15 protein-coding genes and 1 pseudogene are annotated in these 21,399 nt (G+C 69.9%); 6 read left to right on the forward strand and 10 right to left on the reverse strand.

All coding sequences use genetic code 11. The annotated features are described in order from the left end of the window. Nucleotides 1-28: 28 nt before the first annotated feature. The 3 genes and pseudogenes from ACWGQ1_RS13600 to ACWGQ1_RS13610 all read right to left on the reverse strand — a co-directional run bounded on the left by ACWGQ1_RS13600 (nucleotide 29) and on the right by ACWGQ1_RS13610 (nucleotide 4,337). Nucleotides 29-3,382 (reverse strand): hypothetical protein, encoded by a 3,354-nt coding sequence (locus ACWGQ1_RS13600; RefSeq protein ID WP_452313132.1) that lies wholly within the window; start codon nucleotides 3,380-3,382, stop codon nucleotides 29-31. A gap of 6 nt (nucleotides 3,383-3,388) precedes the next feature. Beyond that, nucleotides 3,389-3,646: pseudogene (locus ACWGQ1_RS13605) on the reverse strand (fibrinogen-like YCDxxxxGGGW domain-containing protein); the annotation flags it as partial. 235 nt (nucleotides 3,647-3,881) lie between these two features. Continuing rightward, the gene (locus tag ACWGQ1_RS13610; protein ID WP_136029343.1) at nucleotides 3,882-4,337 is read right to left on the reverse strand and encodes an adenylyltransferase/cytidyltransferase family protein; all 456 of its coding nucleotides are present in this window, start codon (nucleotides 4,335-4,337) and stop codon (nucleotides 3,882-3,884) included. A gap of 167 nt (nucleotides 4,338-4,504) precedes the next feature. Between ACWGQ1_RS13610 and ACWGQ1_RS13615 the strand changes: the two genes are divergently transcribed. From ACWGQ1_RS13615 to ACWGQ1_RS13625, 3 genes are all read left to right on the forward strand, one after another. Continuing rightward, on the forward strand, nucleotides 4,505-5,677 hold the full coding sequence (locus tag ACWGQ1_RS13615) for a glycosyltransferase (protein ID WP_136037106.1): 1,173 nt from the start codon (nucleotides 4,505-4,507) through the stop codon (nucleotides 5,675-5,677). A gap of 55 nt (nucleotides 5,678-5,732) precedes the next feature. Further along, nucleotides 5,733-7,061, forward strand: coding sequence for a phenylacetate--CoA ligase family protein (locus ACWGQ1_RS13620; protein ID WP_452313133.1), 1,329 nt, complete (start codon nucleotides 5,733-5,735; stop codon nucleotides 7,059-7,061). 99 nt (nucleotides 7,062-7,160) lie between these two features. Then, nucleotides 7,161-8,087, forward strand: coding sequence for a YveK family protein (locus ACWGQ1_RS13625; protein WP_136044637.1), 927 nt, complete (start codon nucleotides 7,161-7,163; stop codon nucleotides 8,085-8,087). Between the two features lie 65 nt (nucleotides 8,088-8,152). Here ACWGQ1_RS13625 and ACWGQ1_RS13630 read toward each other — a convergent pair whose 3' ends face one another. From ACWGQ1_RS13630 to ACWGQ1_RS13640, 3 genes are all read right to left on the reverse strand, one after another. Further along, nucleotides 8,153-9,766, reverse strand: a complete 1,614-nt coding sequence (locus tag ACWGQ1_RS13630) for a glycoside hydrolase family 16 protein (RefSeq protein WP_136044638.1) — start codon at nucleotides 9,764-9,766, stop codon at nucleotides 8,153-8,155. 119 nt (nucleotides 9,767-9,885) lie between these two features. Beyond that, nucleotides 9,886-10,782 (reverse strand): hypothetical protein, encoded by an 897-nt coding sequence (locus tag ACWGQ1_RS13635; protein WP_206251847.1) that lies wholly within the window; start codon nucleotides 10,780-10,782, stop codon nucleotides 9,886-9,888. Next, nucleotides 10,779-11,906, reverse strand: a complete 1,128-nt coding sequence (locus ACWGQ1_RS13640) for a Gfo/Idh/MocA family oxidoreductase (RefSeq protein WP_452313134.1) — start codon at nucleotides 11,904-11,906, stop codon at nucleotides 10,779-10,781. The genes ACWGQ1_RS13635 and ACWGQ1_RS13640 overlap by 4 nt, the downstream gene beginning before the upstream one ends. A gap of 194 nt (nucleotides 11,907-12,100) precedes the next feature. Between ACWGQ1_RS13640 and ACWGQ1_RS13645 the strand changes: the two genes are divergently transcribed. Genes ACWGQ1_RS13645 through ACWGQ1_RS13655 form a run of 3 tightly spaced genes read left to right on the forward strand, consistent with a single transcriptional unit; the run spans nucleotide 12,101 to nucleotide 14,029 of the window. After that, complete coding sequence (locus ACWGQ1_RS13645; protein ID WP_168387168.1) at nucleotides 12,101-13,012, forward strand: glycosyltransferase family 2 protein; 912 nt, start codon at nucleotides 12,101-12,103, stop codon at nucleotides 13,010-13,012. Between the two features lie 4 nt (nucleotides 13,013-13,016). Next, entirely contained in the window at nucleotides 13,017-13,466 is a 450-nt protein-coding gene (locus ACWGQ1_RS13650) for a glycosyltransferase family 28 protein (RefSeq protein WP_136029358.1), read from the forward strand. After that, nucleotides 13,463-14,029, forward strand: a complete 567-nt coding sequence (locus ACWGQ1_RS13655) for a glycosyltransferase (protein ID WP_136044640.1) — start codon at nucleotides 13,463-13,465, stop codon at nucleotides 14,027-14,029. The genes ACWGQ1_RS13650 and ACWGQ1_RS13655 overlap by 4 nt, the downstream gene beginning before the upstream one ends. Nucleotides 14,030-14,050: 21 nt before the next feature. On the opposite strand, the gene ACWGQ1_RS13660 is transcribed toward ACWGQ1_RS13655, so the two are convergent. Genes ACWGQ1_RS13660 through ACWGQ1_RS13675 form a run of 4 tightly spaced genes read right to left on the reverse strand, consistent with a single transcriptional unit; the run spans nucleotide 14,051 to nucleotide 21,305 of the window. Further along, nucleotides 14,051-15,562, reverse strand: coding sequence for a lipopolysaccharide biosynthesis protein (locus ACWGQ1_RS13660; RefSeq protein WP_136044641.1), 1,512 nt, complete (start codon nucleotides 15,560-15,562; stop codon nucleotides 14,051-14,053). Beyond that, the gene (locus ACWGQ1_RS13665) at nucleotides 15,552-16,892 is read right to left on the reverse strand and encodes an O-antigen ligase family protein (protein ID WP_136029364.1); all 1,341 of its coding nucleotides are present in this window, start codon (nucleotides 16,890-16,892) and stop codon (nucleotides 15,552-15,554) included. The genes ACWGQ1_RS13660 and ACWGQ1_RS13665 overlap by 11 nt, the downstream gene beginning before the upstream one ends. Nucleotides 16,893-16,908: 16 nt before the next feature. Beyond that, nucleotides 16,909-17,613, reverse strand: a complete 705-nt coding sequence (locus ACWGQ1_RS13670) for a CDP-alcohol phosphatidyltransferase family protein (protein WP_452313135.1) — start codon at nucleotides 17,611-17,613, stop codon at nucleotides 16,909-16,911. Further along, a complete protein-coding gene (locus ACWGQ1_RS13675; RefSeq protein WP_452313136.1) occupies nucleotides 17,610-21,305 on the reverse strand; it encodes a fibrinogen-like YCDxxxxGGGW domain-containing protein in 3,696 nt (1,231 codons plus the stop codon). The genes ACWGQ1_RS13670 and ACWGQ1_RS13675 overlap by 4 nt, the downstream gene beginning before the upstream one ends. Between the last annotated feature and the right edge of the window lie 94 nt (nucleotides 21,306-21,399).

Below are 21,399 nucleotides of genomic sequence, written 5' to 3' on the forward strand. Positions count from 1 at the left end.
CTGATGGGGGGCGGGGTGCGGCGTGAGGTCAGCCGCGAGCCATGGTCATGGCGAGGTCGAAGCTCAGATCCGGTGTGGTGCGGTAGTTGGCGTGCACCGAGGCGGCGAGCACGTTCGTGCCCTTCACCAGCAGGCGGGCGGGAACGACGAACGAGACGCGGCGTGCCGAGGCGCCCCGAGCAGCCGCCGACGCCGAGGCGAACGTGTTCTGGCCGATCGCGCCGCCCGGCATGCGCGCCCGGCCGAGCTCGACGCCGTTGAGATACACGACCACGCCGTCGTCGGCGATCACCGTGACCGTGCCGTCTCGCACGGTGGCGGGGTGGGTGACGGTGAACTCGTGGCGGAACTGGGCGCTGATCGGCGAGGTCGACTGATGGCCGGGATCGATGTCGGTCGCGACGCGCGCACCCCGGCCGAGCAGCGCCGCGCCCGTCGCCCATCCCGAGGCGTCGAAGCCGAGCGTGTTCCATCCGGCGGGGAGGGCGGCGTTCGTGTACCGCCATGACCACGCGGAACCGTTCGCGATCGCGATGGGCGCGTCCGCCGTGGTGCTGGCCTGAAGGGTCGCCGCGGTCGAGGCCTGTCCGTCGGCCGCGACGGCGACCACGGTGTAGCGGTGTCCCGCCGAGGCGGCGAGGTCTCCGTCGGAGAACGCGACGGTCGGCGCGGCGACGATGCCCACCTGCTTCCCGTCACGGCGGATCACGTACGACGCCGGGGCCGTGCCCCCGGCCGGGGCGCGCCACGTGAGGGCGATCGTGTCGGCGGTGCTCGTCGCGGACAGGCCGGCGACGGGCTGCGGTGGGGCAGCGCGCTCGCCGATGAGGGCCAGGTCGAATCCGAGGGCGGGCCGTGCACGGTCGGCGGTGTGCACCGAGACGGCGAGCACGTTCGTGCCCTCGATCAGGGCGTCCGCGGGGATCGGGATCACGACCCTTCCCCCGGCCGCCTCGGGCGGTGAGACGGCCTGCGTCGCGAGCGTGTCCGCGGTGACCTGTCCGTCCGGCATGCGGATGCGTCCGAGTTCGGTGCCGTTGAGTGTGAGCACGGCGCCGTCGTCGGCGATCACGGAGACGCGTGCGTTCGTGACGGTGGCAGCGTTCTGCACCTCGAACGACTTGCGGAACTGCGCGCTCAGCGGTCGCCCGCCCCCACGGCTGAGCGTGGTGGCTGCACCCCGCACCCCGGCGCCGAACAGTCCGGACCCGGTGTGCCAGGAGGAGTCGTCGAAGCCCGGCGTCGTCCAGTCGGAGGGAGGGGCGGTCGCCGAGGAGCGCCACGCCCAGGTGTCGCGGTCGCCGATGAACGTGAGGTCGGCCGGGGAGGGGGGCTGCACGACGAAGGCCGCGGTGCCCGCCGATCGGTTGCCCGCGGTGTCACGCGCTCTGACCTGGTACGCGGTGGGGTCGGCGGTGATCGGCACGGTGTAGGTCGATGCCGTGGTGGTGGCGACCACACGGTCCCCGCGCAGCACCTCGTAGACGACGTCCGTGGTGTCGGTCGACGCGCCCCAGGTGAGCACGGCCTGCTCGCCGCCCGCGACCGGGGTGGAGGTGATCGGCCCCGGGGTGGTGGGCGGCGTGCTGTCCCCCGGGGCGAACCGGGCGAAGCCACCCGACCACTGCGTCGAACCGCCGGCGCGGACCGAGCGGTCGAGGTCACCGCCGACCCACAGCGCTCCCGCGCTGTCGACGAAGCTGCGCTGCACGCCGAGGTGACCCGCGAAGCCGAGCCGCGGCGCCCAGTCGGGGAGGAAGACGCCGGTGGCCCCATCCCAGGCACCCAGGCCGTCGAGGCGATCGACCTGGAGCGCCCTCGCCCGCATCTTGCGCGTCTTCCGCTTCAGCGTCTCACCCTGGTACTGGTAGGTGTAGCGCCCGCACGCGCAGCCGCCGATCACCACCGTTCCGGCGGCGAGGATGCTCCGGATGTCGGAGCCGCCCGAGGCCGTCGACCCGGTGAGCACGCGAAAGGTGGCGTGGTCGTACGCGGCGATCGAGCGGCGCGTGGAACCGAGGTAGACGCGCCCGCCCGTCTCCACCACGGCGCGTGCAGGGACTCCGGTCGCGCTGAACGCCGGTGCCCACAGGGGAGACACCGGAGCGGCACCCGGCGCGGTCGTCAGCGCAGCCGCGCTCCGGGACGGGGTGGTGCGCGTCGCCGTGAAGTACCCGGCGACGTACGCGCGGTCGCCGAGGTCGGACGCGTCGATCGCCAGCGCGGTGCCGTTCAGATCGGGGTTCCACTCCGGGTCGGGGAGGCCGGTGGCGAGGTCGATCCGTCCGCCGTTGTGCGCGGGCGTCGCGGTGTCGGCGTCCGCGGCGGACAGGTGGGTGAACGACCCTGCGAGGTAGAGCTCGTCGCCGTGCACGTCGAGGCCGAGCACCGCCGGTGTGCGCGCGGTCTCGCGCTGCTCCACCGTCACCTGGGGGCCGGCCAGGCGGCCGGTGCTCGGGTCGAGCAGGGCGAGCCCCGGTTGCGGCGCGCCGTCGACGGTCGTGAACCGGCCGCCGATCGCCAGGCGACCGTCGGGCAGGGTGGTCATGGCGGTCACCTCGCCGTCCAGGTCCGGTCGGAATCGCGGGAGCCATTCGCCCGTCGTCACCTCGAAGGCCGCGAGGTACGGCTGCTCAGCACGACCGATCCCCGACTCGGTGCGCTGCACGTATCGGAAGTCGCCGCCGACGAACACGCTCGCGCCCGCCTGCCCGAAGGCGCGCACGGCGGCACTCCCGTCCTCGTCCTGCGCCGACTGGGCCACACCCCACTGCGTCTTCATCGCGGTGCTGCGGGGGAGGGCGCGCACGGCTGCGGCGGGCGTGCCGGTGACGGGTGCCGTCGGGAACGAGAGATCGGACAGCCGGAGCTTCGGGCGGACGAAGACCTGCGCGAACGGGATCGCGTAGCCCTCGCCCGCCGGAGCCCACAGGTACGACGAGCTGTCGCCGGTTCCGGTCACCGTGCGGCCGTACGCCCACCCCGCCTTCTTCTTGTGCGTCGAGCGGCGGACGAACGACGAGACATGCCACCCGTCACCCTCGCCGAAGCTCCGGGAGCTCCCACCCGTGCCGCTCGTGCCGTCGAACACCCAGTCGCGCACGGGGTTGGCGCCGCCCAGCGCCCAGGTCCAGCGGTCGCGCTGCTGGATGCGGAAGCGCACCTCCTGACCGTAGGTCCCGTCGATCGAGGAGGCGCGGTGCACCCGCACGCCGTCTGCGAGCTTGTCGACCCGGCCCCCGTCGAGGAGGCCGTCCACGGTCTTCGCCGGAAGCTGGATCGGGGTGAAGGCGCCGGGGCCGTCCGGCGTCTCGGCGAGCTGCGTCGGTGCGCCCTGCCCGGCGTAGTCCTCGCTCCACCCCTCGCGGCCACGCCCGATCATCACCCATCCGCCGCCGTACTCCTCCTGAGCGCAGTAGAACTGCTGCGGAGCGACGAGCGTCGGCGTGACCAGCCAGTAGACGCCGTCGTCCGAATCGGGGTCGTTCTGCTTGATCTCCCAGCACGATGCGGCGGCGGTCTCGGCGGTGCGTCCGTCGGGAGCTGCGCTCCCGGTCCCGGCGGCGCGCGCGGAGGGCGCCGACAGGGGTGCGAGCAGAGCCGACCAGCGTGGCCGCCGCGGCCAGCGCCACCAGCGTGCGCACAGATCTGTTCCCCCACCGAATCGCGTCGGTTCGCATCGTGTCCTTCCGGAGTGATCCGCGGCGGAGCGCGGGCTCGGCGTCGCTCCCGGTGGGGGTCCCGGGTCGGACGGCGCCTAGGTCGCTGCGTCCGAGCATGCCGCCGGCACGCTCGGAGTCCTGCGCACTCCTCGGTTCATGGCACGAGTGGCGCGCTTCGGGGGCGGACGCCGGTGTCCGCCCCCGAAGGGTCGCGTCGCGTCAGCGGGTGGACGCCGTAGCGGCGCCGGCCGCGTTGGCGGTGATGGCGTCGAGCGCACGACGGAGCGCGGAGCTCGACGTGTGCGCGGTGTACGGGAAGTAGACGACTTCGACGCCGACCTCGGCGAACTCGCGCTCGAGGCGCAGGCCCTTGTCGGTGCCTCGCCAGTCGTCGCCCTTGAAGAAGTGCGTGAACTGCACGTCTCTCCAGGAGTCCATCTTCGAGGGCGTGGTCTCGATGTAGACGTCGTCCACGAACGAGATGTGCTTGACGATCTCTGCGCGCTCGGCGGTCGGGATGACCGGCTCGATGCCCTTGACCTGCCGCAGCATCTCGTCGCTCACGACGCCCGCGATCAGGATGTCGCAGTGCTGCTTGGCATGCCGGAGCAGATTCAGATGCCCCACATGGAAAAGGTCGAATGCTCCGACGGCATAGCCGATACGCGTCCCCATGATCTCCCCAGATCACTAAATCCCCAGTTAAGCGGATCCCCACCCACTTAATGCGACTCCCACAGCCGCGCTGCCAGAGTCTATCAGACGCGGGTTTCCCCGCCCATAGGTCGGCGTGAAACGATGGAGCGCGCAGGCGCGGTGCCTGCCGAGCGAAGGGGACTCGAGTGGGGCCAGCCGTCACGGTCATCGTGCCGACGTTCAACGAGCGCGACAACGTCGCCGAGCTCGTGGCGCGCACGGCGGCGGCGCTTGCCGGGCGGCAGGCGGAGATCCTGTTCGTGGACGACAGCTCGGACGACACCGTCGCAGAGGTCGAACGCGTGGCCGTCGACGCGCCGCTCCCGGTGCGGGTGATCCATCGCGCCGAGAACACCGGCGGGCTCGGCGGTGCCGTCGTGCTCGGGTTGCACGCCGCAGCCGCTGACCTCTGCATCGTGATGGACGGCGACCTCCAGCACCCGCCCGAGCTGCTGCCCGCGCTCCTCGACCGGCACGCCGAGGGCGGGGCGGACGTGGTCGCGGCATCGCGCTACATCGGCGGCGGCGACACCAGCGGCCTCGGCACGGCGCTGCGCTTCGGGGTGTCCCGCGCGGCCACGTGGCTGACCAGGGCCATGTTCCCCATCCGGCTGGCCCGCAGCACCGACCCCATGACGGGCTTCTTCCTCGTGGACCGGTCGCGCCTCGACCTCGACGGCTTGAAGCCGCAGGGGTTCAAGATCCTGCTGGAGATCCTGGCGCGCAACGACCTGCGCATCGCCGAAGTGCCGATGGAGTTCGCCGAGCGGCGGCACGGGACGTCGAAGGCGAGTATCCGCCAGGGCGCCACGTTCATCGCCCATCTCGCTCGGCTGCGCTTCGGGAAGATGTCGCTCTTCGCGCTGATCGGCGTCATCGGGGCCGTGGCGAACCTCGGCATCATGTGGGCGCTGACGGCCGCGGGCGTGCCGTACGTCTGGGCGGCGATCATCGGCGCCGAGGTCACCATCATCGGCAACTTCCTCTTGCAGGAGCGCTTCGTGTTCGCCGACATGCGCACGGACGCCCGAGCGCTCGGCATCCGCTTCGCGAGCTCCTTCGCGTTCAACAACGTCGAGGCGGCGCTGCGCATCCCCGTCATGGCGCTCATGGTCGAGACCTGGCACATCTCCAGCGTGCTGGCCACGGCCCTGTCGCTGATCGTGGCGTTCTTCGCGCGCTTCCTCTTCCATTCGCTCGTCGTGTACGCGCCGCAGCGTCGCCGTCGTGGCGAGAGCGCGGAGCCGGAGACCGACACCGCGGCGCAGCGCGTGATCCGCGCGATCGACGTCGAGGTGATGAAACCGGGCGAGCTCTGAGGCCGGCGCTCTACCATGGACAGGACCGGCAGGGGGCCGGGCTACTGGGGGAGTGGTGAAAAGAGCGATCTTCGACGCCAAGACGCGTCTGCTGATGCGGAATGACCGACGCGCCTTCGAGGTGATGGTCCGCAATGAACGTCTGGGGGGCGCGGCCTTCGAGGACCTGTCGCGGGGCGCGGCGACCCGCATCGCGCTGCACGCGTTCGACTCGTCGCCGTTCTATCGCGAGCTGTACGCGGGGGCGGGATTCGGTCGGGAGGACGTCGCGGAAGCGGGCAACTTCTCCGCGCTGCCGGTGGTGACCAAGGCCGCGCTGCGCGATGCGGGGGATGCCGTGCTCTCCATGACGGTGCCCTCCTCGCGCGCGCTGGTGTCGCAGACGGGCGGCAGCACCGGATCGCCGTTGCGGGTGCGCAACGACCAGGCCGCCCCGACCGCGGCGATGTGGTGGCGGATCTACCGCTGGTGGGGCGTGCATCCCGCGGACGACATGGCCTTCATCTATCGACGCCTCCGGCAGGGCAGGGAGGCGCTGGTGTACGCCGCGCAGTGGTGGCCGAGTCGCCACCTGCACCTCGATGCGCGGGCGATCACCGACGACGCGATCGAGACGTTCGTCCGCGACTGGCAGCGGGTGCGTCCGCGACTGCTCGTCGCCTATGTCGAGGGCGCGACGGCCGTCGCGACGCATCTGGCGCGGACGGGGCGGACGCTGCCCACGTCGGCCGTCTCCGTCACGGCGGCGATGCTGCAGCCGGGGCAGCGCGCCCTGCTCGAGTCGGTGTTCCGTGCTCCCGTGTTCGACACCTACCGCTCGGCGGAGATCCCCTGGATCGCGGCCGAGTGCGAGCAGCACGAGGGACTCCACGTCGCGGGCGATCAGCGCCTGGTGGAGATCGTCGACGACGCGGGGCGTGCGGTGGATGCGGGGACCGAGGGCTCGGTCGTCGTCACGGACTTCAGCAACGAGGTGTTCCCGCTCGTGCGGTACGAGATGGGGGACCGATCACGGCGACTCGACGGCGCGTGCGCGTGCGGGCGGGTATTCCCCCGGATCGCCCCCGTGCAGGGACGACTGGCCGATGTGGTGCGAACCCCGTCGGGGCGCCGCATCACGGGAGGCCTGAGCGGGCTGTTCCTCGGCGACCCCGGAGCCATCCGGCAGATGCAGGTCGTGCAGGCGGCGGACTACGCGGTCACGATCCGCTACGTCCCGACGACTCCGGGAGGGGCGCGCGATGCCGCCGCGACAGCGGTGCGTGCCCTGCGCACGCTGCTCGATGACGACGCCGTCGCGGTGTCGGCGATGGAGGTCGAGAGCATCGAGAGCCAGGGCGGCAAGGCTCGGCTCGTGATCTCGCACGCTCCCGACGCCCCCTGAGGCGCGTAACGCTCACGGCTCCTGAACAGGACCGAGTACTAGACTTACGCCGTTCTGCGCCCGACGACGTGTCGGGCGCCGCATTGGGGGAGTGCACAAGTGGCAACACACTGGACATTGGAAGACCTCTATCGAGGGGTCATGCAGTCGTGGATGGTCCTGGTGGGGACGATCGTCGCGTTCGCGTTGGTCGGTTTCGGGATCTTCCTGATCTATCCGCAGAAGTACACGGCGGAAGCGCAGCACACGGTCGAGCCGATCAGCGTGCTCTCGACCGGATCGAGCTTCAACACGGTGAACATGGAGACCGAGAAGGTCGTGGCGACCTCGACGGCCGTGCTCAAGCGCGCCGTGGAAGACCTCGACGACACGTCGATCGAGGCGCTGCGCAACAACACCGTGATCGACGTGCCGCGGAACTCGCAGGTGCTGAGCTTCCAGGTGACCGCGAACACGCCGCAGGAGGCGGCCGACCGGGCGAACGCGCTCGCTGAGGCGTACGGTGCTCAGCGCACCGACAACGCGCGTGCCGTCGTCGAGCAGACCACGGCGGAGTTGGGGGACTCCATCGCGCAGCTGCAGGCCGTCGTCGACTCGCAGCCCATCGACAGCAGCGAGCGAGCTGCCACGCAGCTCCAGCTGCAGGGTCTGCTCGACCAGCAGGCGCGGATCACCGCGACGCCGTTCTACTCGGGCACGCTCGTGACGCCGGCCGATCCGCCGCAGAAGTCGAACCGGCCCTCGGTGCTGGTCTTCATCGCCGCGGGTCTCTTCCTCGGCATCCTCGTCGGCGCCATCGCTGCGCTCATCGTGTCGCGCGTGCGCAACGGACCGGGCGCCAGCTACAAGCGCAGTGTCGCTGACGAGGTCGACGCCGACGATGCCGACGACACCGAAGAGGTGCCGGAGCACGACGACGTCGCCCTCGATGAGGACGACCGGCTGCTGGAGCCGGAAGACGCGGGGCTGCCGGTCTCGCGTCCGATCGGAGCTCCGAAACGCGGGCACACGACCTCGCGGCGCTGAAACGCCACCAGAAGACGAAGAGGGCACCGGGTCATGACGACCCGGTGCCCTCTTCGCTTGTCCCGTCAGCCGGAGTAGCTCCAGACCCGCACGTAGTCGACCTGGAAGTCGAGGTTCTGGGTCGCCGCCTTGTCGGCCGGGTTGGGGAGGCCCCAGTAGGTCGTCGACGGACCCACGTGGAGGTTCAACCGCATGTGCAGCGGTGAGCCGAAGTAGTTCGGGTTCCAGAGGTTCGGGTGGGTCGCGGGGGTTGCGCGCAACAGCTGCTTCCCGTCGACGATCACGGCCGCGTACGTCGGCGTGAACTCGAACGCGTACGTGTGGAAGTCCTTCCACACCGGTGTCGCGGCGCCGTAGTCGGCGTGATGCCAGATGTAGCGCTGATTGGCCGAGGGCGTCGAGGTGTGCGTGTGGACCGTCGTCGTGGCGGTGTCGATCCGCTGGTCGCGGACCGCGGCGTCGTCGTAGCCCCACGCCTCCATGATGTCGATCTCTCCGGACTGGTTGTTGCGCAGCCAGAACGCGGCCAGCGAGCCGAACGTGTTCGGGCCGCTCGGCGTCTTGGCGCGGATCTCCCATCGACCGTACTGCTGGCTCATGCTGACGTCATCCGACTGCAGGCGGCGCTGGTCCAGGTAGCCGGTGTTGTGCCAGAGCTCGCGCGGGCCGCTCTGCGTGGAGGGGCGGATCGCGGGGGTGGTCCGCCAATCGGCGCGGATGTGGAGGACGCCGCTCCCGTCCACCGACACCTGGTCGCGGGAGGGGACGGCCGCGTCGAAGAGGAGGCCGAGATCGTCCTGGCCGCGGACGTTCCACTTCGCGGGGTCGACCGCGGGGCTGCCGGAGGAGTCGCGGTAGGTGAACTCGTCACGCCAGGTGGGGGCACCCCAGCCCGGGACACTGCCGTCCGATGCGGGAGGCGTCGTCGGCTTCTGAGGCTGCGCCGGCGGGGTGGTCGGCTTCGGCGTCGGGCTCGGTGTTGTCGTGGGCTTCGGCGTGGGAGTCGGCGTCGGAGTCGGCGTGGGCTTCGGCGGCGGTGTCACGGCCGGCTTGTCCTCGCGCACGAGGTGGGCGTCGAAGCTGATGTTGTGGGTCTCTCGCCAGTTGGAGAGCACCTGCACGGCGATGGTGTTGGTGCCGGTGCGGAACAGTCGGCTCGGGATGGAGAACGAGACCGGGTTCTTGCGGGCGGCGGTGGACGACGGAGCGGCGGTCGCGTAGCTCTTGTCGGTGATGCGCCCGGTGGGGGCGTTCTTGCGGCCGATCTCGACGCCGTTGATCCAGATGACGATGCCGTCGTCGGCCCACGTGTTCACCCACGCCCATTCCGGCATATCGGAAGTGAGCGTGAAGGTCTTGGTGGCGTACGTGGCGATCGGCTGCTGACCCGACGTGCGGGGGATGAGCGTGCCGATGGTGCCGGTCCCGGTGCCGGCACCGAGCGGTGCCGTGCCCGTCTTCCAGGTGTTGGCGGCCGTCTGCCACCCGGCAGGCGGAGGCGTCGCGGCCCGGTAGTAGGACCACCCCGCGGAGCCGCGGGGGATCACCGAGGTGATCGTGGTGTCAGCGGCCACGGCGGGCCCGCTGGCGACGACGGATGCCCCGACGACCGCGAGCGCGGCGACGAAGGCGAAGAGGATGCGATGGATGGGGGTTCGGGTGTGTGTCTTCAGTTTCATCTCGAGGGGGAGCGAAACGGTGCTGTGCAAACCGGTCGCTCGCACAGCACCGTCCGGGTTGCGGATGCGGGCCGAGCATTCCCCCTCGATGCATCCTGTGGACGGGTGTTGTCCGCCTACTATACGGCGTCGCTCCCCCAAAGCTCCCTGACAATTCCCGTGGTGCTCTCGATCGACGACCGCGACGACGCGCCGAACACGATCGACTCGACGTTCGCGTGGTCGTGGATCCACTCCAGGGCGCGCCGCGGCGGGATGGCCCCGGACGCGAACACCGACATGGCCACGGGGCGGAACGGGCGCTCACGCAGAGCCTGCTCGTACGCCTCGATGCCGCCGGACATCCGGAAGCCGATCTCGTTGATGTTCGCGCACACGATCGGGTTCTTCACTCCGACGCGGTCGAGCGTGTCGAGCAGCATCGGCAGGTTCATCGTGATGAAGCCGGGCTCCGCGTTGTAGCGCTCGCGCACGTGACGATCGAAGATCGCGAAGGCCTCGTCGAAGCCGAGTCCCAGCATCAGGTCGACCACGACGTTCTGGAGGAAGACCACCGGGGTGTTGAGGCCCTGGAACATCTTCATCTCCGCGTCGACGAGCAGCGTGATGATGCCCTCGATGTCCTTCTTCATGAACGACTTGCCGCCGCGCACCGCCGCGTTGAGCAGACCCTCCTCCGGAAGGAACTGCTTCAGCGCGCCGAGCATGCCGTTATCGGTCACTGCGTTGGCGTACTTGTGCGCGTACGGCATGCACGGGTAGAAGCGGTAGTCGGCGTACCGCTGCGGGTTCGCGCGCATGTGATCGCAGACCTCGGCGATGCGCTCGTGCGTGGTGCACATGAGGGTGCGGATGCCGTTGTCGAGGGCGATGTCGACCACGTCGATGATCGCCTGGGTGTCCTGGAAGCGGATGGCCTGCGCCCGCGCCTTCTCCTCCGACATGTGGTTGATGCCGAAGAACTGGTTGTCGCCCAGCAGCAGCCGGTCCATGGTCGTCGTCGTCATCTCGCTCATGCCTTCCTCCCGCGTCCGAACAGTCCGCGTTTCGCCGCGGGTGCCGCGGCGACCACGGCAGGTGCCGGTGCGGACTCCGCAGCGGCAGCGGAATCCTGCAGGATCCACTCGATGACGCGGTCCGTCTCGGCCGCTCCGGCGAAGCCGTTCTCCCGCGCCTCCGTCTCGCCCGCCGCGATGGCGTCGACGAACGATGCCAGCTGCGCGCTGTACTCCTCGCCCCGGAGGTAGAAGGCGACCTGCTCGGTGAGGTCGGTCGTGTAGGAGATGTTCCACCCCGCACGGTAGCCCGCCGGGATCGTCGCCCCCTCGCGGAGGTAGACGCGCAACTCCTGGCGGTCGGCGATGATGCGGCCCTGCGAGCCGGAGATCGTGACCGAGGTCGACATCTTCCGGAAGGACTCGTCGGACCAGTTGACCGAGAGCTGCACGCTCAGGCCGTCGGGGTAGTCGAGCGTGGAATAGACCTCGTCGTCGATGTCGGCGGAGAAGATGCTGTTCAGCACCGATCCGCGGACGCGCTCCGGCGTGCCCAGGTACCAGTTGACGAGGTTGAGCGGGTGTGCCGCGTAGTCGTAGACGCATCCGCCTCCCGTCGACCGCTTGGTGCGCCAGGTCGAGCCCTTCGGCTTGAGCACGACGGGCCCGTAGGCCTCGGCCAGGACGTGCGTCACACGACCGAGCGCTCCGGCGTCGAGCAGGCGCTTGACCTCCTGGAACGTCGCGATGAAGCGGTTGTGGAAGCCCACCTGTGCGATGAGCCCCCGCTCGGCGGCCAGCGCGGCGAGCGCGAGCGATTCGGCCGCGCTCAGCGTGAGCGGCTTCTCGCAGAAGACGTGCACACCGCGCTCGAGCGCGCTGCGGACGAGTGCAGCGTGCGAGGCGTTCGGCGTGGCGATGATCACCGCCTCCGGTGCCGCGTCGTCGAGCATCTTGTCGAGCGTCGAATACGTCGGCGCCCCCGTGTACTTGTTCAGCACGTCGAGCAGGTAGTCCGTGGCGTCGACGACGCCCACCAGCTCCACGTTGTGCAGAGCCCGGACGATGGACAGATGGGAGAGCCCCATCTTCCCCACGCCGACGACTCCGACCCGAACACGTCGTGTGTCAGTGTTTTCTGGCACGACGAAATCCCCTTCCCCAGTTGGTTTCCCCTTCAGAAGCGCCTCTCCCCGTAGAGACGCCAGCCGCTATACTAACCCGAAGTCCGCGCTGATGGCAGTGCGAACTTCGCGCCGGGATGGGGCCCGGTGCATCTCAGGGGATTCCGACGCACGCCGACGGCGTGGGTCGGACGCGTCACACAAGGGGAGTGACCATGCAGTTGGATGTTTCTGTCGTCCTGCCGACACACAACCGACCGGAGCTGATGAAGCTCGGCGTCGAGAGCGTGCTCGCGCAGAAGACCTCGGCCACGGGAGAGGTCGTCATCGTGTTCGACGCCTGCCCGATCGAGGTGCCGGACGTCGAGGTGCCGGAGGGGTGGACGGTGCGCGGCATCTCGAACACCCGCACCCGCGGACTCGCCGGCGCGCGCAACTCGGGGATCCTGGCCGCGGAGGGGCGGCTGGTGGCCTTCCTCGACGACGACGACGAGTGGCTGCCCGGCAAGCTCGCCGCGCAGCTGCGCCGCTTCGAGGAGAAGCCGGAGGCGATCATCGTCGGCACCGCCATGGTCGTCGACGACGGCACCAACCGCATCGTCCGCCGTGTGCCATCCGATGACCTCACTCACGAGGACTTCCTGCGCAACCGCAACCCCGGCCTGCACTCGTCGAGCCTGATGTTCCGGCGCGAGGTGCTCCTGGGCGAGCTCGGACTGATCGACGAGGAGCTTCCGCGCAGCTACGGCGAGGACTACGACATCCTGTTGCGCGGTTCCTCCCTCGGGCTCGTGACCGTGGTGAACGAGCCGCTGGTGCGCGTGCTGTGGACGGGGCAGTCGTACTACTTCGGGAAGTGGGCCGCGTACGCCGAGGCCCTGCAGTACCTGCTGCGCAAGCACCCCGACTTCGCGACCATCCCCGCGGCCCTCGGTCGCATCGAGGCCCAGGTCGCGTTCTCCCTGGCCTCGGCCGGGCAGGGCAAGGAGGCCCGCTCGTGGGCCTGGCGCGCGCTCCGCCACAACCCGAAGCAGGTCAAGGCGGCGCTCGCGATCGCCATCTCGTGGAAGCTCGTGACACCGCAGGCGATCACGAAGGTCGTCCAGAAGCTCGGCCGGGGGATCTGACGCCATGAAGATCCTCATCGCCTGTTCCTCCGGCGGGCATCTCACCCAGGCGCTGGCGCTGCGGGACTGGTGGGGCGAGCACGAGCGGTGCTGGGCCACGTTCCCGGTGGAGGATGCGCGCTCGCGCCTCGCCGACGAGAAGGTGTACGAGATCCACTACCCGACCGTGCGGAACGTGCCGAATCTGCTGCGCAACTTCGGCCTCGCCCGACGCGTGCTGGCAGAGGAGCGGCCCGACATCGTGTTCTCGACCGGCGCGGCCATCGCCCTGCCGTTCTTCACCCAGGCGCGGTTCTTCGGGGCGCGGACGGTGTACCTGGAGCCCGTCGACCGCATCACCTCACCCGGCCTCAGCGGGCGACTCGTCTACCCGTTCGCGGACGAGTTCCTCGTGCAGTGGGAGCGGATGCGCCGGTTCTACCCCGGGTCCCGCAACGTGGGGGTCGTGCTGTGAGCGCGCCGCTGGTCGTCGTCTCCGCCGGCACGTACCACCTGCCCTTCGACCGGCTCTCGCAGTGGGTGGAGGAGTGGCTGCACCGGAACCCCGGCGTGCGCCTCGTGATGCAGCACGGCCCGTCCGCTCCGGTCGACGGCGCCGAGAACGTCGAGATCCTGCCCTACACCGAACTCCTGACGCTGTGCCGGGAGGCCGACGCGGTCGTGCTCCAGGGCGGCGCCGGCGGCGTGATGGACATGCGTGCCCTGGGCATCGTGCCGATCGTCGTGCCGCGCGTGCCCGGCGACGGCGAGGTGGTCGACGATCACCAGCTCGTGTTCAGCGCGGAGATGGCCGAGCTCGGGATCATCCGGCGCGCCCTGTCCTCCGCTGAACTCGCCGCCCAGCTCGACCGTGCGCTCTCCGGCGGCGCGGAAGCCCCCGGGACGATCGCCACGCCGGGGGCGGACACCGTGCGCGCCCTGCTCGAGCAGCCGGTCCGCCGCGCGCCGTGGTTCGCCTTCGTCCCGCGCCTGTTCCGCAGCGGGACTGCGATCATCGCGACCAAGCTGCGGCGCTGACGCTCGGGCGCCGGACTCCCGTCAGGCCCAGCGGCCGAGGAACGGGATCCGGCGCCACAGCGTCTCGATGTGCAGGGCGTGTCGGAACAGCCAGAGCACGGCGGCATACACCGCGCACAGCACGACACCGGCCACCAGCAGCACGAGCAGACTCGACCCCGCGAACCACGTGAACAGGAGTCCGCCCCCGCCGAAGATCAAGACGGGCGGCAGCATCGGCACGAGCAGCTTCGAGGGCTGCAGGTCCACATGCATCAGGCGGTGCACCTGGAGGGCGGCGATGAGGTTGTCGGCCAGCATCACGATGACCCAGGTGATCGCGGCACCCCAGACCCCCAGGAGCGGCACGAGGGCGAGGTTGCCTCCGATGCTCACAGCCAGCGCGATCGCCTTGTTGTACATCTGCCACGTGCTCTTCCCGCCCTGCAGGAGGATGCTCTGCAGCATGCCGCACGCGGTCTGGAACATCATCGCCAGAGCCAGCAGCACCATCGGTCCCCACCCGGAGCGGAACTCCGAGCCGAAGATGCCGAGGACCGCGGGGCCCATCGAGATGAGCAGCATGTAGAACGGCCAGTTCATCAGGATCATCGCTCGCACGACCTTGGTGTGCAGTCGTGTGGACTCGGCGTAGTTCTCGCGGGCGAGGAGAGCGGAGATCGTCGGGGACACCGCCACGCGCATCGCCTTGTCGACCACGCCACCCGCGCGCACGGCACGGGTGATGACCGCGTACACGCCCGCGGCGGAGGGCGAGGCGAGCGCGGCGATGATGAGCACGTCCGACCACTCGAGCGCGGTCTCCAGGCCAGAGCTCACCGTGCGCGGGGCGTTGAACCGCCAGAACTCGCCCATCGTGGGTCGCGTGCCCGGCGTGCTCTCCCGGCGACGGCGGAAGTCGCGCACGAACGGCGCCGCGATCACCACGAGCGTCACGACCAGCCAGAACGGCTGCGGCAGCAGCCACGCCTCGAACGCTCCCCACGCGCCGACCCCGGCGACCGAGACCGCGAGCAGCACGGTCAGCAGTCGGCTGGCCGGGAGCAGGATGCTCTGCAGCAGCGTGAAGGCAGTGACGCCCCGAAGCATGCGCGCCGCGATCTGCAGGACGCCGATCAGGGCGCCCACCACGACATACGGCACCATCGCACGCATCAGGTCGGCCAGAGCGGCCGAGTCGCTCGGGGTCGCCAGCCAGTCGCCGAGCGCGTCGGCCAGCAGCCAGACCGCGAGCGACACGAGACCGGAGACCACCGCGACCGGTCCGAGCGCGAACATCACGATGCGCCACTCCGCGCCCACGCGGTGGAAAGCGCGCTGCTCGGCGATGTAGCGGACGATGCCGCTGTTGGTCCCGAGCCGGAGGACCTGCGTGAGGATCGTGAAGATCCCCATCGCCTGGAAGAACAGACCGGTCCCGTCGGCACCGAGGGTGTTACCGACGATCGCGGTGAGCAGCAGGGCGGCGAGGGCGGCGAAAGCGGAGCCGAACAGGCTGATCAGACCACTCTTCGCCAGCCCCTCACTCTTCATTCGCCGCCTTCGCGAACGGCGTCGGCTGTGGTGTCCAGTACGAGGACTTGCCGAGATACTTCTCCCGCAGCAGCACCGCGAGGGCGATGCCGACGAACACCAGCTGCCTGTCCAGGCCGTAGAAGATCGACAGACCGACCGCCACGACCACGCTGGCGTGGATCCACACCGCCGACAGGTTCGGGGCGTCGAACGTGCGCACCGCGCCCATCACGATCATGCCGAGGAAGAGGACGAGGCCGACCAGCCCGAAGCAGAACATCGCGTTCCAGATCGCGCCCTGCGTGCCGACGTAGATCTCGCTCCAGGTGCTGGGCCGGGGAGCGCCCCAGCCGATGACCGGCGATTGCAGCGTCCGCTCCCAGGTCTCCGCGTAGAGGTTGCCGCGTCCCTCGGTCGTGTCGACCGTCTCCTGGCGCGCCACGATGCCGTCGAGGAACCCGGAGAGGAAGAGGATGACGGCCGCGGCGATACCCAGCACCGTAACCCAGAAGAAGGCGAGGAAGCGTCCGCGGATCAGCAGGCAGAACAGGACGTAGACGATCGCGCCCGCGATGCCGAGGAACAGGCCGCGGTTCGTGGTCGCGATCGCCGGGGGGATCGCGGCGACGAGGGCGATCACCAGGAACCACATGGCGCGCGCGGTGCGGTGGCCGATCGCCGTGCCGATCGCGATGGGGGTGAGCACCGCCATCGCCGCCCCCCAGCCGTTCGTGTACGAGAACGGTGCCGACGGGCGGACGAACGGCTCGGCAGCTCCCCACGGCGTCTGGATCTCGGCGAGGGTCGGGAACACGAGCTCCGACACGTAGTCGTTGCTCGAGATCGCGTCCGGCAGCAGCCGACCGATCGTCATGGTCAGCTGCACCTCGGGGAACAGCATCCCCAGATAGCCACCCACGATGACGAACAGCCAGATGAAGGTCAGCCCGTTGAAGATGCGCTTGGGCGTCAGCGAGCTGCGCGCGTTGACGATGTAGACCATGATGATCGCCAGCGCGAGGAACTGGCTGATGCGTACGCCGAGGCCGACGCCGCGACCGAGCTGATCGATCATGAGCGCCGACGGGATCATCCACAGCACGAACCCGATCCACGGCAGGATGCCGGGGACGATGAGGATGCGCCGCCGCATGATCAGCAGCGCCACCATGGGCACCGCCATGATCACCGACGCGAAGGGCAGCATCCCGAGGAGCCAGAACAGCGGGTAGCCCCACAGCACGGTCAGCACCGGCCAGGCGGGCAGCGATCTCGGCTCGACCTCCAGGCTGGGGTCTTGACCGGTCGCTGCGATCAGCGAACGGCTCGGTGAAGAGATGAGTGCCATGCGGATGCGTCCAGGTTCAGAGTGCGGTCAGCTGCGTGTACTTGCGGCGGAGCGAGCCGGCGAAGATCAGCACGTGCCAGACGAACAGTGCGGTGTAGAGCACCGCGAACGCGAACGGCAGTCCGATGAACGCCAGGACGACATACGTCGTGGAGGGATCCTGAGGCTGCTTGACGAACGACTCCAGGATGCCACGGCGTCCGTCGTCCGGGGAAGGGGGAGTCTTGGGGAGGAGCTTCTCGGCGAGGAGCTGGGAGAGGAACCAGCCGGACACGAGCACCGAGAACAGGCCGGCGACCAGCACCAACCACGGCCACGCGTCCGCGCGGAGCAGGTGCACCGCGACGGCGATGTGCACGAGCGGGGCCCGCACACCGTCGACCACATGATCGAGCCATTCGCCCGCGGGGCCGCCGCGCTTCTGGATGCGCGCGAGCTGGCCGTCGGCGGAGTCCAGGATGTACCCGATCAGGAGGAGCACGGCCGCGAGCGGCCCCGCCCACCACGCGGTGACGCCGGCCAGCACGACGACGGCCGCGAGGCCGAACAACGCGCTGACCGCCGTGACCCCGTTGGGGCTGGCGCCCCAGGTGGCGGCGACCACGGCGGCCCTGCCGCCGAGCGGTCGATTGATCCAGCGCAGGTACGCGGGAACGCCCGCCCCCGCTTTCTGTGCGGAGGCGAGCGCTCGACGCGCGTCTGCGTAGGAGATTTTCGTCATTTACGAGGCATGTCCAATGCGAGATCGAAGCTCAGGTCGGGAGTTCCGCGATAGTTGGCGTGCACAGACGCCGCGATCACGTTCGTCCCTTCCACGAGCAGGTTGGCGGGCACCGCGAAGGTGACCTTGTTGGCCGCAGCCGTGGTCGCCCGCGGTGCCGCCGTGGCATACGAATTCTGCGTCAGGGTCCCCGCCCCGAGGTTCGCCCGCCCGAGCTCCACCCCGTTGAGGTATACCACGACACCGTCGTCCGCCGTAACCGTGACCGTGCCGTTCGCGACGCTCGCGGCGTCCGTCACCGTGACGGAGTGCCGGAACTGCGCGCTGAGCGGCTTGGTTGCGAGGTTCGTCGGGTCGATGTTCGTCGCCGCCGTCGCGACCCCGCGGGCGAGGACGGCCGAGCCGCTCGCCCACGAGGAGGCGTCGAACGCCACCGCGTTCCAGTCCGCCGGCAGCGGATCGGCCGAGTAGCGCCACGACCAGGCCGAACCGCTCGGCACGCTGACCGGCAGCTCGTTGTCCGACGGCGGAGTCGCCGTCGTCACCTGGACCGTCGCGGGAGTCGACGCGAGACCGCCGATCCCGACCGCGACCACGCTGTAGTCGTACGCCGTGGCGGCGGTCAGGCCGCTCTCGGTGAACGTCGTCGTCGCGGCGTCCGTCGTGCCGACCTGCTGGCCGCCCCGGCTGATCACATAGGACTGCGGGGTGGTGCCGCTCGCGGGAGCGGTCCAGGTGAGCGTGGCGGAATCGAGAGTGGTGGTCCCCGAGAGACCCGTGACCGGGTTCGGAGCCGCCGGCGCCTGGCCGCGCTCCGCCGTGAAGGCGAGGTCGAAGCTCAGGTCCGGAGTGGTGCGGTAGTTCGCGTGGACCGAGGCGGCCAGCACGTTCGTCCCGTCCACGAGCACGCCCTGCGGCACCTCGAACACGACCCGGTTCGCGGCGGCGGTCGTGTGCGACACGACGCCGTTCGCGTAGGAGTTCTGCGTGAGGGTGCCCGCGGGCATCCGCACCCGTCCGAGCTCGACGCCGTTGAGGTACAGCACCACGCCGTCGTTCGCGATGACCGAGATGCTGCCGTTCACGACGCTCAGCGCGTTCGTGACCTGGAACTCGTTGCGGAACTGCGCGCTCAGCGGCTTCGTCGCGAGGTTCGTCGGGTCGATGTTGGTCGTCGCCGATGCCACCCCGCGGGCGAACAGGCCCTTGCCGGTGTTCCACGACGCGTCGTCGAACGCGAGCGTGTTCCAGTCGGACGGCAGCGCGTCGGACGAGTACCGCCACGACCAGGTCGAGCCGTTCTCGATGAACGTGAGCGCCGAGGCCGGTGCGGGCTGGGCGACGTAGGCCGCCGTGCTCGCGGAACGGTTGCCCGCGGCGTCGCGTGCCCGGACGAAGTAGTTCGTCGGGGTCTCCGTGATCGGCACGGTGTAGGTGGCCGACGTCGTCGACGCGATCACCCGGTTGTCGCGCAGCACCTCGTAGGTCACGCCTCCGGTGTCGGTCGAGGCCGCCCAGGTGAGCGTCGCCTCGGTGCCTCCGTTGCCGGGGGTCGCCGTGATCGCGCCCGGCGTCGTGGGAGCGGTGGTGTCGCGCGGGGCGAAGCGGATGTACCCGCCCGACCACTGGTTGACCTCGCCCGCCCTGACCGAGCGGCTGAAGTCGCCGCCGGCCCACAGCACGCCGGTGCTGTCGAAGAACGTGCCCCAGGCGCCGTAGCCGGCGCGAGCCTGCACGACGGGCGACCAGGCGGCCACGAACTTGCCGGTCTGCGCGTCCCACGCACCCATCAGGTTCATCTTGTCGGCCTGCGTCCAGCCGGTGCCCACGTCACTCCACGAGTACGCGTCCTGGTAGACCCAGTGGCCGCAGTGGCAGCCGCCGATCACGAGGTTCGCGTTGTGCTCGACCGTCTGGAAGTCGCCGCCGACCTTCGTGATCGACCCGCTGACGCGCTCGAACGTGTTCCGGTCGTAGGCGAAGAGCGAGTGCTCCGAGCCGCCGAGCCACACCTTCCCACCGGCCTCGGTCACGCCGAGCTGCCAGATGTTGCCGGAGTAGGAGCCGTCCGCGTTGAGCGTGGCCTTGCTGAACTTCGGCACCCACAGCGGGTCGACCAGCGGGGCGCCCGCGGCGGTCTGGATGGCGGCCGCGCTCGGGGTGGACGTGGTCTGCTTCATCTTGAAGTAGCCGGAGAAGTAGGTGCGGTCGCCCTGGTCGGAGGCGTCGACGGCGATCGAGCTGCCGTTGAGGAACGCGTTCCAGTTGGTGTCGGGACGGCCCGTCGTCAGGTTGATGCGACCGCCGTTCCAGGTGCTCGCGCTGATGGTGGAGCCGACCGCGGTGAGGTGCGTCATGGCACCGGCGACGTACAGGAAGTCGCCCTGCACGTCGAGGTCGCGCACGTAGGGCACGCTGCCGGTCGCCCGGTGCTCCGCGTTGACCTGCCAGCCCGAGAGCTGCCCGGTCGTGGGGTCGAGGATCGCGATGCCCGCCTGCGGGGTGCCGTTGACCGTGGAGAACTGTCCACCGATCGCGACGCGGCCGTCGGGCAGACCGGCGATGGCCTTGACCTGACCGTTGAGCTGCGGACGGAACGTGGAGACCCACTCGCCCGTGTTCACGTCGAAGGCCGCGAGGTACGGCTGCTCGACCTGACCGGTGCCCGCCTCGTTGCGCTGCACGTAGCGGAAGTTGCCGCCGACGAAGACCTTGCCGGCGACCTCGCCGAACTCGGCCACCTCGGTGTTGAGCTCGCCGCTGCTGCCGTTGGCGAAGCCGGAGACACCCCAGACGGTGGTCATGGCGTTGCTCTCCGGGATGGCCGCGACCGTGGAGGCGGGCGTGCCCGAGGCGGGCACGGCGCCGAAGTCGAGGTTCGCGAGCTTCAGCTGCGGCCGCAGGAAGACCTGCGTGAACGGCCGCGCGTAGCCCTGGCCCGACGGGGCCCACAGGTACGAGGTGGCCGCGGTGCTGCCGCCGATGCTCGAGCCGAACGCCCAGCCGTTGATGTAGTTGTGCGACGCCTGCTCATTGAACACGACGCGGCGCAGCTGGTTGTTGTTGCCGAAGTTGTTGGTCTGGCCGCCGGTGCCGGTCGAGCCGTCGAAGTTGTAGTTCTTCACGCGGTGCTCGGCGCCGAAGGTCCACACCCAGCGATCGCGCTGCGTGAACGTGAACCGGCCCTCCTGCCACGTGGTGCCGGCCGTGTTGGTGGCGCGGCGCAGGCGGATGCCGTCGGCCAGCGCGTCGACGCGGCCGTTGTTCAGGAGTCCGTCGACCGTCGCCGCCGGCAGCTGTGCCGGCTGGAACGCGTCGGTGCCGGTCGGGGTGTTGCGGATCTGGGCTGCGGTGCGCAAACCGTTGTACCCCTCCTTCCAGCCTTCGCGGCCTCGGCCGATGAGCACCCAGCCGCCGCCGGACGTGGTCTGGTCGCAGTAGAACTGCTCCGGCGCGACGAGCGCCGGGGTGACCAGCCAGTACACGCCGTCGGTGGACTGCGGGTAGTTCTGCTTGATCTCCCAGCACGACGCGGCGGCGGTCTCCTGAGAGAGGCCGTCCGGCAGTGCCGGGGGTGCGGCGTTCGCCGCGAGCGGGGTGAGCAGTGAGCCCACCAGGACGGCCGCGGCGATCATGGCGCCAGCGGCTGCGCGGGTCGCCTTCACTCTCCGCGCGGGTGCTGCAGTGTTCATGGAGTCCTTCTTCGGGTGTGAGGCTCGCCTGGAGCGACTCGGGGGTGAGTCGCTCCAGGTGCGGGTGAGCCACGTTCGGGTGTTCGAGAGATCG

The sequence above is a fragment of the Microbacterium sp. NPDC055599 genome, from assembly GCF_053618975.1.